We start from the raw sequence: 13,026 nt of genomic DNA, 5'->3' as shown, positions 1-13,026 counted from the left end.
TTTGTTGTTGTTCTGGCTTGTTTCGGTTGACCGGGCAGACGCGCCGAGGCGCCCCGGATGCACGCATGACCGAACGTTAGAGCGAGGCTGGGCGGGGAAAATTTCGTAGAGCGGCGTCGCCGCGCGGGGCTGGTCACGCGGCGCTCAAGCTAGAGCGTCTATGACGCCCTATAAGTCTGGCTGATGAAGGCTGAGATCAGAGGCTGAGGCTGCGCTGGTAATCGGCGACGAAGCTGTCGAAGTCCGGCTCGTCTGCAGCTTCCATCGCCGCCTGGCGCTCCAGCGACTGCCGCGCCGCCGTTTCGAACTGCTGCAGTTCATCGGCGCTTGGCGCCTGGCTGCGGAAGTAGTCGGCGTGGGCAAGCGTCTGGCGCATGGCGAACTGGCTGAAACTCTCGCCGTTCGTGCGCAACTGCTCGAGCACGCGCGCCGAGGGCGTCAGGCTGCTGTCGGCGACCTTGGCGCGCTGTTCGGCCAGTGCTTCGGCATGCCGGCTGTCGCCATGGCTGCGGTCGAGCAGGGCGGCGACTTCGGCGATCTCGTCGAGCAGCTGGCCGGCCCACTCGCCGAGCGGCACGGGCTCGCCGCAGCGCTGCAGCTGCAATCCGGGGCGTCGGCCCTCCTTGACCACCTTGAGGAAGTTGTCGGTGGCCGCGCCGCACTCGCCATCGGCCAGGCAAGGGCTGTCGGCCAGCGCGCAGAACAGCAGGAAGGCGTCGAGGAAGCGCGCTTCGTTGAGGTCGATGCCCAGCGGCAGGAACGGGTTGATATCCAGGCAGCGCACTTCGATGTACTGGATGCCGCGGGCGCGCAGGGCCTGCAGCGGGCGCTCGCCGGTGGCGGTGACGCGCTTGGGGCGGATGTTCGAGTAGTACTCGTTCTCGATCTGCAGCACGTTGGTGTTGAGCTGCTGCCAGTTGCCGGCGGCGTCCTTGATGCCCTTTGCCTCGTAGGGTGCATACGGCGTGGAAACTGCGCGGTAGAGGCTTTCGGTATAACTCGACAGGTCGTCGTAGCAGGGCGTGAGGCCGGCCTGGGCATTGTTCTGGTAGCCCAGGTCGCTCATGCGCAGGCTGGTGGCGTAGGGCAGGTACAGGGTGTCGGCGTCGAGCGCTTCGAGCTGATGCGGGCGCCCGCGGAGGAAGCCGGCGTCCAGTGCCGGCGAGGCGCCGAACAGGTACATCAGCAGCCAGCTGTAGCGGCGGAAGTTGCGGATCAGCCCGATGTAGCGCGCGGAGCGGTAGTCCCGCTCGGTGCGGGTATCGCCATCATCGGCCTGCAGCACTGGCCACAGCGCCTCCGGTAGCGAGAAGTTGTAGTGGATGCCGGCGATGCACTGCATGGTCTTGCCGTAGCGCAGCGCCAGGCCCTGGCGATAGACATGCTTGAGCCGCCCGATGTTGGAGCTGCCGTATTCGGCGATGGGGATGTCCGCTTCGCTCGGCAGCGGACAGGGCATCGACGGGCTCCACAGGTATTCATCACCGAGCTTGGCGTAGGTGAAGCGATGGATCGCTTCAAGCTCGGCCAGGGTATTGCGAGGGTCCTGGTCGGTGCCGGTGATGAACTCCAGCAGCGCCTCGGAATAATCGGTGGTGATCTGCGGGTGGGTCAGCGCCGAGCCCAGCGCAATGGGGTGCGGCGTCATGGCCAGATGGCCGTGGGCATCGACGCGCAGGCATTCGCGCTCGATTCCGTGCAGGCATTGGTTGAGCAGCGGCAGGTGTGGAGCCTTGGCCAGCAATGCCAGGCGGTGGGTGAGAAGAGCGCTCAACTTGTGGATTCCTTCACGCGACAGTCGCCCCAATATGGGGATGGAAACGCCGCTTCACAAGAGGCAGCGTTGCTTCGACCACAGGCCAGGCGTGCCGACTCCGCGAGCGGCTGGTGGCACAGGCCGCTAGAGGCAGGCGAAGGTCGCCTGAGCCTTGGCGATCAGCTTGTCGCCCTGATGGACCTCGGCTTCGAGCACCTGGGTCCGCCGGCCACCGTGCACCACCCAGGCGCGACAACGCAGCTCGCCATCGGTCACCGGGCGGATGTAGTTGACCTTGCATTCGAGCGTGACGCTGTTCGGCGAGCCATCGCCCAGGCTGTGGCTGGCCTGGCCCATGGCGGTGTCGATCAGTGAAAACAGCGCGCCGCCATGCAGTTTGCCGTGCAGGTTGCGCAGGCCGTCGTGCATGGACAGGCCGAGCACGGCCTCGCCGTTGCCGACCTGGTGAATCTCCAGGCCGAGCAGACGGCCGAAGGCGCTGGAGTTACCCACCGCCTCGACTTGAATGCTCATGCTTATTTCCTCAGCTGCTTGGCGTTGGCGAACAACGCCGCCATGGCGGCATTGGCCGGCGCCGGCTTGTCCTCCCTGGCGTGGCGCTCGCTACGCGGCGCATTGCCCCGTGGCTTGCCACCGCTGCGCTGCGGGCCGTCGGTCTTGGCACCGGGCGTGTCGCTCATGCGCATGGACAGGCCGACGCGGTTGCGAGGGATGTCCACTTCCATGACCTTGACCTTGACGATGTCGCCGGCCTTGACCACCTCGTAGGGATCCTTGACGAACTTCTCCGAGAGCGCGCTGATGTGCACCAGGCCATCCTGGTGCACGCCGATGTCGACGAAGGCGCCGAAGTTGGTGACGTTGGTCACCACGCCTTCGAGCACCATGCCCGGCTCCAGATCGCTGAGCTTCTCCACGCCGTCCTGGAACTCGGCGGTCTTGAACTCCGGACGCGGGTCGCGGCCGGGCTTGTCCAGCTCGCCGAGAATGTCGGTGACGGTGGGCAGGCCGAAGGTCTCGTCGGTGAACTGCTTGGGGTCCAGGCGCTTGAGGAAGGCCGAGTCGCCGATCAGCGAGCGGATGTCGCGGCCGGTGTCCTGGGCGATGCGTTGCACCAGCGGATAGGTTTCCGGGTGTACGGCGGAGGCGTCCAGCGGGTTGTCGCCGTTCATCACGCGGAGAAAGCCGGCGGCCTGTTCGAAGGTCTTCTCGCCCAGGCGCGGGACCTTTTTCAGCTCGCTGCGGGACTTGAACGCACCATTGGCATCGCGGAACTGCACGATGTTCTGCGCCAGCGTCGCGTTGAGGCCGGAGATGCGGGCCAGCAGCGCGGCGGAAGCGGTGTTGACGTCGACGCCGACGGCATTCACGCAGTCCTCGACCACGGCATCCAGCGAACGCGCCAGCTTGAGCTGGGACACGTCGTGCTGGTACTGGCCGACGCCGATGGACTTCGGGTCGATCTTCACCAGCTCGGCCAGCGGGTCCTGCAGGCGGCGGGCGATGGAGACGGCACCGCGCAGGGAGACGTCCAGATCCGGGAATTCGCGGGCGGCGAGCTCCGAGGCCGAATACACCGAGGCGCCGGCTTCGCTGACCATGATCTTGGTGAGCTTCAGACCCGGTACCTTCTTGATCAGCTCGCCCGCCAGCTTGTCGGTCTCGCGGCTGGCAGTACCGTTGCCGATGGCGATCAGGTCGACGGCATGCTTGGCGCACAGCTTGGCGAGGATCGCCAGAGTGCCGTCCCAGTCGTTGCGCGGGGCGTGCGGGTAGACGGTGGCGGTTTCCAGCAGCTTGCCGGTGGCGTCGACCACTGCGACCTTGCAGCCGGTGCGCAGGCCGGGGTCCAGCGCCAGGGTCGCGCGCGGGCCGGCGGGCGCAGCCAGCAGCAGGTCATGCAGGTTACGGGCGAACACCGAGATCGCCTCGTCTTCGGCCTTGTCGCGCAGCTCGCCGAGCAGGTCGGTTTCCAGGCTGGTGTAGAGCTTGACCTTCCAAGTCCAGCGCACCACCTCGGCCAGCCACTTGTCGGCGGCGCGGCCGCGGTTGGCGATGCCGAAGCGCTCGCCGATCATGCCTTCGCCCGGGTGCATGCTGCCCGGGGTCTCGTCGCCGACCTTGAGGCTGACGCTGAGGATGCCCTCGTTGCGTCCGCGGAAGATCGCCAGTGCCCGGTGCGAGGGCGTGTTCTTCAGCACCTCGTCATGTTCGAAGTAGTCGCTGAACTTGGCGCCTTCGGTTTCCTTGCCTGGTACGACGCGGGCACTGAGGGTGGCGTTGTGCTTGAGGAAGTCCCGCAGCTTGGCCAGCAGGTCGGCGTCCTCGGCGAAGCGCTCCATGAGGATGTACTTGGCGCCTTCGAGCACGGCCTTCACATCGGCGAAGCCCTTCTCAGCGTCGATAAAACGGGTGGCTTCGCTTTCAGGATTCAACTCGGGATTGCCGAACAACGCATCGGCCAGCTCGCCGAGACCGGCTTCCAGGGCGATCTGGCCCTTGGTGCGGCGCTTCTGCTTGTAGGGCAGGTAGAGGTCTTCGAGGCGGGTCTTGGTGTCGGCGAGGTCGATCTCGCGCTTGAGCTCGGGGGTCAGCTTGCCCTGTTCCTCGATGCTGGCGAGGATCGAGACGCGTCGCTCGTCCAGCTCGCGCAAGTAGCGCAGGCGCTCTTCCAGGTTACGCAGCTGGGTATCGTCGAGGCTGCCGGTGACTTCCTTGCGATAGCGGGCGATGAAGGGGACGGTGGAGCCTTCGTCGAGCAGCGCCACGGCGGCGGCGACCTGTTGCGGGCGTACGCCCAGCTCGTTGGCGATACGGGAATTGATGCTGTCCATGTGGTGTCCTGCGGGCGGAATGACGGCCGGCCGGCCAGAAAAGCGGGCAAGTATAACTGCGCCCGCTTGAACTGGGTCGGTCAGGACGACCGCTTCGTCAGCGGAAATCCGCGTATGGCGTCAGAGGCTCGACCGGCAGAGGTAGGTTTCCACGCCAGGGCATCAGGTTGTAGCGCAGGTAGAGCAGCGCGCGGCTGGGTGCGTAATCGTCGCTGTGCAGCAGGCTGACGCCGCCGCCCAGGACGAAATGATCGCTCAGGCGCCGTTCGAACAAGCCCTGCAGACGATAGCTGATGCCGCGATTGGTGGAGCCTTTGCTTTCACCATTTGCTGCGGCAGCTGCTCTCTGCTCGGTGCTCAACAGCGAACGCAGCGGATAGTCAGGGCTGCCATCGCTCTGCGATACCGACCAGCCGACGCTGCTTTCCAGCAGCACGGACCAGTCTTCGTTACGCCAGGCGTAGCTCACCGGCACGCTGATGGAGTTGTAGTTCTGCGGGCTCCAGTAGCCGCCCTGGCCCAGGGTGTAGCCGCTCAGGTCCTTGTCGTAGCCGAAATGGATGAACGTCAGGCCGGTACGCACGCGCTCGCTGGGGCTGTCGACCAGCTTGTAGTAGTAGCCGGTCATTGCCGTGGTGCGATTGTTGCGCGCGACGTTGTCGCCAAGCAGCCAGTGATAGCCCAGCGAGGCCCATACGCCATGTGCGCCGCCCTGGTCCCAGCTCAAGCCAAGGCTGCTGCCGTTCGCGGTCACGGCGCCCCACTGCTCGCCTGTCACCGGATCGCGACTGCCGCCATAGGACAGCAGGGAGTTGCTCATCGGTCGGCGCGACGCAGTGAGCGACAGGCCGAAGGGCCCGGCGTCGCCGCGGCCGGTGATACCGCCATAGACATTATTGATCTCGAACCCCTGGGTCAGGCCCAGATCGGCTTCCCAGCGCTCGTCGCGCCAACCGCCGGCCAGCAGCGCCGCCTCGGCCTGCTGGCTTTTGCCATCGCAGGGTGACGCTTCGGTTGTTTCCAAGGCGCAGGTACCGAAGGTGGGACGGCTCGGTTCCGTAGGTGTACTTCGATCTACCTCCAGCTTGCCGGCATCCAGCGCCAGCCGCTCGGCGCGGACAAAGCTGCGCCCATTGGCTGCCGGCCATTCCACGTGCAGCAGCGTCGTGTCGGTCAGCAGTTCGGAGATGCCCGGGGTGCCGTCGTCGTTGCGCCAGCCGTGGTCATGCAGCAGCGTCACGGTGACATCCTGCTGCTGGTGCAGGTTCGCCACATCGCTGCGCAGGCTGCGGATCAGCCAGTCGTCCGTCTCGTTCTCACGGGTAGCCTGGGTCAGATCGGCGTCGCTCGCGCCTTCCGGCACCAGTTCGGCATCGACCATGGCCTTGCGGTAGTAAGCCATCGCACGGTCCGGCTCGGTCCTGGCCAGCAGGCGTGCCGTATCGCGGCGCAGCAGCGGGTCCGGCGCCTCGACCTGAGCCTCCAGCTGCTCGAGCATCTGCCGGGCCTTTGCCACTTCGCCGACCGCCGCCCAGCTGTTGGCCAGGCGCCGAATGGCGTTCGACTCATCGTTGCTGAACTGTGGCGGTGCGTCATGCAGGGCCTGGCTGGCTTCGTTCACCTGTCCCGCGGCGAGCAGCAGCTCGATCTGGGCGAGTCGTGCCGCGGCGTGTTCCGGATCGATGCGCAGCGCGCGTGCCAGATAGGACTGTGCTGCGGCTGGCTCGCCGCGCTCCACCGCCCAGTCGGCCAACAGCAGGAGGTCGTCCACCGAGTCTCCATGGCTGCGCAGGCGCTGCTGCATCAGATCGGCCGCCGCGGTTTCTCGCCCCGCCGCGCGCAGCTTGGCTACACGCGACATGAATTCGCGCCGCTCGACACGCGTCGCAAGCGCGCGGATGTCATCGTTCCAGTCGCTCGCGGGGACCTGTCGCAGGCTGGTCAGGGCCTGGGTATCGCGTTCGGCCGCGGCGAGATAGAGCGCATGTGCATAGCGTGTGGTCGGATCAGCGGGCTTGCGCGCGAGCAAGTCATCGAAGGTGCTGTCCGCCTCGTAGAAGGCGCCCTGCGTACGTAGCGAATTGGCCAGCCGGTAGGTCAGCCAGGGGTCGTTCGGGTCGAGCCGGCGAGCCTGGCGCAGTGCCTCGCTCGCCGCAGCCTGGTCGCCGCGCTCCAGTGCCTGGTCGGCCTGGAGCTGATAGCGAGCCAGGAGCAAAGCATTGCGCAGTTCGTTGAATTCCTGGCGCTGGGGTGCAGCAAGGGTTTCGATGAATGCCAGCGCACGCTCCGCGGATTCTGCTCGATAGAGGCGCACCAGCCCGCGGATCGCGCCGCCGTTGGCCGGGTCACGCGCAAGCAGGCGGCGATAGGCGGCTTCGGCTTCGTCGGTGCGGCCTTCGGCTTCGGCGACCTGGGCCAGACCGAGCGCGGCGAAGAGGCTATCGGGTTGTTGCCTGAGCGCACGGGTATACAGCGCCGCCGCTTCGCGGGGCCGCTGTTGTTCCAGTGCCTGGTCGGCCTGCTCGAGGGCGAGCCAGTAGCGGGTCGAGTCGATCAGGTCGCTCCACTTGCTCAGGTTGTCGATGTCTGCCTCGTTGTCCTTGGCGCGCTGGAAGTACACCAGGGCTTCCGGGCGGTGACCGGGGCGCATGAGGGCAAGGCCCAGGCCGCCGAGCAGTTCGGGGTCCTTCGGGTAGCCGCGCAAGGCCTGGCGGAGTTTGGCTTCCGCGGCTTCGTCCTGGCCCTGATCGAGCAAGCGCAGGCCCTCTTGGCCAGCCCGCCAGAGCGGGTCGGCGAGCAGCCGCTGCTGCCGCTCCAGGTGTTGCCGGGCGTCACCAGCGAAGCGCCCGTTCGGATAACGCTCGAGAAAGGCCTTCCAGGCCTTGGGTCCGTTGTCGTCGATCCGCCTGGTAGCCAGGTACTCGAACTCCCGCTGTGCCGCGGCATCGGTCGCCACCGGGTTTCGGCCCAACTCGGCCAGCAATGCCAGCGCCGCCTTGTCTTGCCCATCGGCAAACAGCAGATTCGCCAGCAACTGGCGTAGCTGGGGGTTGCCCGGGTACTCGTCGTCCAGGCGGCGCAACGCACCGATCGCCGACGTGCGCTGCCCCGGCTGGGCGCTGCGCAGGCGCCAGTATTCGACGGCCAGCTCCAGTGTCGGTGGCTGGTCGCCATAGAGGGCTTTGAAGCCCTGCAGCGCGTCATCCGGCCGGCCGGCCAGGGCTGCCAGACGGGCCTGCTGCAGGCGCTGTTGGCCTGCTTCACTGCTCAGCTCCACGAGCATCCGCCCGGTGCGCTCGGCCTCGCTGCCGGCGGCGGTACGCTGCAGGTTCTGCTGCAGCGCCTCGAGCTGCTGCAGGTCACGCTGACGCAAGGCAAGCCGCATCTGCGCCAGCGTTGCCTGAGCATGGCCGGGCGCGACACGTTGCAGCCGTGTCAGGGCGTCACGAACCAGCTCGTCACGGTTGACGGCTTCGGCGGCACGTACCTGTGCCAGCAACCACTGGGCCTGCTCGGCGCGATCGGCCGGGATCTCGGCATGGCTCCAGATCGGCAGCAATGCCGCGAGCAGAAGAAGCGGGGGCTTGCGCATGGCGGATTACCCGGCATCGCTCAGGCGGCGCCCGGCAGCCCAGCGCAAGGCCCGCCACAGCACGATGGCGAACAGCACGACACTGGCTGCGGCCAGAAACGCCAGCAGCACGGGGTGTGCGGAAAGGTGGAACCACAACAGCAGCCACCAGGGCAGCTTGCCCACGTAATAGGGTTCGCCCACGACATGGCTGCTGACGCCGCTGGTGCGAATCAGGGTAACGGCGCCGGCGAAGGCTTCCTGCTTGCCCGAATCGGTCAGCGCATCGCGCAACAGGCCGTAATCCGTCGGCGTCGAGGCAAGCAGGGCGACGAGACTGCGCTGTGCATGGAAGGGTGACTGCTGACCGACGACCGCCGCCAGAGGACCGTTGGCGCTCATGCCCAGCTTGCCGCCGGCGGACCGTTCGTCCGTGCCGGCAGCGCCGTGCTGCAACCAGCTGCGTGGCGATTCGAGCAGGAACGGCAGGGAGGCATCGTTGACCAGCTCATTGGGCAGAGGGCCCAGCAGCAACAGGTCGGCGTCGGCCTGCGCCGCGGACTTCCAGTTGTCGGTGATGCGCACGCCGAATGCCGGGTAGCCGGTATGAGAGCCGATCAGCGCAAGGGTATCGAGCAGGGTGCCGACCTGCGCCTCGTCGGGCTGGGCCGAGGTCAGCACCAGGGTCTCGGAAAGATCAGCCATCCGGCTGAAGGGGAAGCCGCTGCGCGAGAAGGCCTTCAGGTCGGGCATGGCCATGTAGTGGTGATAGCCCGACAGGTCGATCGTCGATTGCTCGTCGATGGCGGCCTGGATGTTGGTCGGCAGGTAGGTCTGGCAGCGATCGCGCTGGGCATTGCCCAGTTTGCTGGCGAAGTTGAATTCGAAGCGCACCTTGTTGCGCATACCCATCTTCAGCGCAGGCACCAGCAGCTTTTCGCTTTCGGCGGTGGAGTCCGACGCAAGAACGGTCAGGCGCAGGTTTTCCACGCTGCTGCGGCTGTCGCTGCCCTGCAGGGGGATGCTGCTGATGTATTGGTCGTTGACGCTGATGTTCAGGCGGGACTCGTCCGTCGTCACCGGCGGCGTATAGCGATAGCGCGTCTGCAGCGGGATGCCCTGGTTGCGCCAGACGAACAGGTCCGGCGGCAGGTTGACATCCAGTGTGATGGGATAGGGCTGAAGGCCGCTTACCTGCAGTTGCTGCGGGTAGTCGATCAGCTCGGCGAGCTGTACGGCGCGGTCAGTGCGGATCCAGTTGGGGGCGTCGTAAGGCTTGCGTGCCGGCGGTTCGACCTGCTCCAGGCGAACCCTATTTCCGCGCAGCTGGCCGCGATCCAGTGCCAGCGCCGTCGCCGCGACCACCAGATCGTCGTCGTTACGGCCGCTAATCAGCAGCAGCTTGCTGTAGCGGTCCTGAGGATGGTCGATCAGTTCGACGGTCGGCCCTTCCGCCGCTGGATGCTCGGCGAGGAACGACGGACGACGGTCGTTGGTGGCGAACACCAGCGCAGGTTGCGGACGTTCCTGCGTCGACGGCAGGGCATCGAACAACACCGGGAAGGTGGCGCTTCGCCAGGCGGCCAGGCTGCCGAAATAGGACGAGAGAATGCCTGCGGCCCGCTGCTCGCCAAGGGTAGGCGTGCCGGTGAAGACGACCGGCAGATTGAGCTGCTGGGTGTCGCGCTCGTCGAAGAAGGGCAGCGGGAACCAGGCCAGGTCGCCGGTGACGTCCAACGCCTGCTCATGCAGGCTGACCCGGCTCTGACGACCCAGGTTCAGCCACAGGCCGCTGTGCGCGGGGTCTTCGCAGACATCGCTGTAGTGGCCGACGAATTCGATTCGCACCCGGTTGAAATCGCCCAGCAGGCGCGGGTCCAGGGCCAGCTCTTGACGAACACGCTGGCCGATCTGCTCCTGGGTGATGGGCAGCGTGCCCATCAGCTCATCGTTCAGGTACACGCGCAGGTGCGACAGCACCGGGATCAGCGCCGGCGATGGCGTGTAGTCCAGGTGCAGGGTGGCGGCGGTGGCGATCCGGTCATGACGCAGGCGGAACTCGACCTGCTCCGCGTTGCGTATGCCAAGCAGCAACTGGTCGCGGGGACGGCCCAGGTCGCTGAAGCTGCGACTGGAGTTCCAGCTCGGCGGCGTGCTGTCGGCGTCGAGGCTCGGCTCAGCGAAGGCGGCAGCGCTGAATGCCCACAGCAAGGCGGTGAGCAGCGTCCGGGAATAGGTTCGGGTGATCATGACGGGGTTACCAGGGATTTAGAGGCTGGAGTACGAGGGCAATAGCTCAGTAGCCAGGCGGCTAACCGAAGAAGCGGGCGAAGGGGTCTGCTCAGGACGCTCGGCAGTTGTTCGTAGAGGCGGTGGTAGCCGCGTCCGCCGATACGCAGCACTTCGATGAAGCTGTGCAGCGGCCGGTCCGTCTCGAAATCCTGATGGCGGTTCAGCCAGACGTCGGCCCGGGCGAAGGTGCACTGGACCAGGTCGATCTGCTGCGCGAGGTCGAGGTTGTCGAGGCGGATACCCAGGCGCTCGCCGATCTGCCGGGAGGCTTGACCAGGAAACATGAACGAGCGATCCCCGCGCTGAAGGATCAGGGAGACCGGCTGATCCATGTCCACCTTCAGCCCCGGCGGGATCTGCAGGCCCGCACCGCCTTCGGCGAAGTCCAGCAGCGTGCAGGGGTAGGCGTGACCGTCGGCGAGCTTCAGCGAGGCCGGCAGCTGGGCCATGACACGGTGGGCGCGACGTATCTGCCGGACTTCGGATGCGACGGCCACCGCGGCGCCGATGATGAGCAGGTTGTAGATGACCCAGGCGGAGCTGACCAGAACCGTGCCGATTTCACTGACCGGACCGGTGAACAGGCGCCAGACGGCGAATCCGAGACCGGCCACGTTCAAGGCCGCCAGAACCAGGTAGGGGCGCGCGATGCGCCAGTCGAACTGATCGTGATCGATCAGCCCGCCTTTGGCCGTGACGTTGAACTTGCCCTTGCCCGGGTTGAACAGCGCCACCGTGGTGGGCCGCGCGATGTACCAGGCCAGTACCGTCTCGTACACCTCGCCCCAGAACGAATGCCGGTACTCGCCCTGCATCCTGGCGTTGGTCAGGCTGGCGTGAATCATGTGCGGCAGCACGTAGAGCACGATCATCAGCGCCGGCGCGTAGATGATGTAGGCGTGCAGCAGGAGAAACGCGAGCGGTGCCGTCAGGTAGATCAGGCGGGGCAGGCCCGCGAGAAAATGCAGCATCGCATTGGCGTAGCAGAGGCGCTGGAAGATCGTCAGGCCCGGACCGAGCAGCGGGTTGTCGGTGCGGAAGATCTGCGCCATGCCGCGTGCCCAGCGTATCCGCTGGCCGATATGCGCCGAAAGGCTCTCGGTGGCCAGGCCCGCCGCCTGCGGCGTGCCCAGGTAGGCGGAATTCCAACCGGCACGATGCAGGCGCAGCGCCGTGTGGGCATCTTCGGTGACGGTTTCCACGGCGAATCCACCGATGCTTTCCACTGCGTCGCGGCGCAGCACGGCGCAGGATCCGCAGAAGAACGAGGCGTTCCACATGTCGTTGCCGTTCTGCACCAGGCCGTAGAACAGCTCGCCTTCGTTGGGCTTGCGGCGGAAGGATCCCAGGTTGCGTTCGAACGGGTCGGGCGAGAAGAAGTGGTGCGGCGTCTGCACCAGCGCCAGTTTCGGGTCCCGCAGGAACCATCCCGTGGTGACCTGGAGAAAGGAGCGCACGGGTATGTGGTCGCAGTCGAAGATGGCGATCAGCTCGCTGTGGGTCACGGTCAGCGCATGGTTGAGGTTGCCTGCCTTGGCGTGCTTGTTGTCGGGGCGGATGATGTAGCCCACGCCGACTTCCTCGGCGAACTGCTTGAAACTGTCCCGCCGGCCGTCATCGCAGATGTACACGTTCAGCTTGTCGCGTGGCCAGTCCAGGCCCAGCGCCGCGAGCACCGTGGTGCGCACGACCGAGAGATCTTCGTTATAGGTCGGGATGAAAAGGTCGACAGACGGCCAGCTGCTGCTGTCTTCCGGCAGCGGGGCGGGTTTGCGATCCAGCGGCCAGCAGGTCTGTACGTAGCCGAGGATCAGGACGATCCAGGAGTAGGTCTCCGCCACCAGCAGGGTGATGCCGCACGCCAGGTCGAAATAGGAATCCCAATGCAGCGTGGCGGTGTAGCGCCACCACAGGTAGCGGCAGGAAATGATGGCCGACAGCACGATCAGCATCAGCACCGCGAAGCGCCCGGGAACGCGCCGGACCAGCAGGGCCAGGCCCCAGAGCAGGAGCACGAAGGTGACCTGCGCGGTATAGCCGAACGGTTCGGTGATACAGAGAATGCCAAGCAGTATGGCCAGCGCGCCGATGGCGATGTTGAACGCGTAGCGGACGGGTCTCGATAGGCTGGAAAGCCAGCGTTCGGCCTTTCCGACGCGCGCTTCGGCATTGCGCAAGCCAGGCAGGTCGAACGTCCGCCTGTGCCGCAGGCGCGGTGGCCTGGGCAGCTGCTGCGCGACGCTGCGCAGTCGCTGCCAGGTCGAGCGGAGTCGATCGCCCAGCGAGCGCGCCGGCGCGGACCCGGGCGCGCGTGCGACGAGCAGCCAGATGCTCTGGATGACGATCCGCAGCGGGTCGCCGGCGGTGGGCCTTTTGCCCGCGACGTGCGGATACAGCCTGCGGCGCTCGGCCATGACCCACTGCCAGCCAGGAGCATCCAGGCGCAGCAGCAGCCAGGCTGTCATGTAGGCGATCAGCCAGCTCAGCGCAGCAATCGGGCTGGCACCGTGCCGATAGCGGATGTACTGGTAGTAGCTCAGTGGGTTGGGCAT

General features: G+C 66.3%; 6 protein-coding genes. All 6 read right to left on the bottom strand.

Annotation, left to right across the window (positions count from 1 at the left end):
• Positions 1-196: 196 nt before the first annotated feature.
• The 6 genes from gshA to bcsA all read right to left on the bottom strand — a co-directional run bounded on the left by gshA (position 197) and on the right by bcsA (position 13,026).
• Entirely contained in the window at positions 197-1,774 is a 1,578-nt protein-coding gene (gshA, locus tag P5703_RS20640) for a glutamate--cysteine ligase (protein ID WP_285589440.1), read from the bottom strand.
• Between the two features lie 126 nt (positions 1,775-1,900).
• Positions 1,901-2,290 (bottom strand): PaaI family thioesterase, encoded by a 390-nt coding sequence (locus tag P5703_RS20635; RefSeq protein WP_011911515.1) that lies wholly within the window; start codon positions 2,288-2,290, stop codon positions 1,901-1,903.
• Positions 2,291-2,292: 2 nt separating this feature from the next.
• Entirely contained in the window at positions 2,293-4,611 is a 2,319-nt protein-coding gene (locus P5703_RS20630; protein ID WP_048328277.1) for a Tex family protein, read from the bottom strand.
• Positions 4,612-4,708: 97 nt separating this feature from the next.
• Positions 4,709-8,203: a cellulose synthase complex outer membrane protein BcsC gene (gene bcsC, locus P5703_RS20625; RefSeq protein WP_014595545.1), complete on the bottom strand. Its 3,495-nt coding sequence runs from the start codon at positions 8,201-8,203 to the stop codon at positions 4,709-4,711.
• Between the two features lie 6 nt (positions 8,204-8,209).
• Positions 8,210-10,432 (bottom strand): cellulose biosynthesis cyclic di-GMP-binding regulatory protein BcsB, encoded by a 2,223-nt coding sequence (bcsB, locus tag P5703_RS20620; protein ID WP_045158003.1) that lies wholly within the window; start codon positions 10,430-10,432, stop codon positions 8,210-8,212.
• Entirely contained in the window at positions 10,429-13,026 is a 2,598-nt protein-coding gene (bcsA, locus tag P5703_RS20615; protein ID WP_049341202.1) for a UDP-forming cellulose synthase catalytic subunit, read from the bottom strand. The genes bcsB and bcsA overlap by 4 nt, the downstream gene beginning before the upstream one ends.

Source organism: Stutzerimonas sp. FeSN7, assembly GCF_030263795.1.
GTDB lineage: Bacteria > Pseudomonadota > Gammaproteobacteria > Pseudomonadales > Pseudomonadaceae > Stutzerimonas > Stutzerimonas stutzeri.
This window is presented reverse-complemented; position numbering and strand designations above follow the sequence as displayed.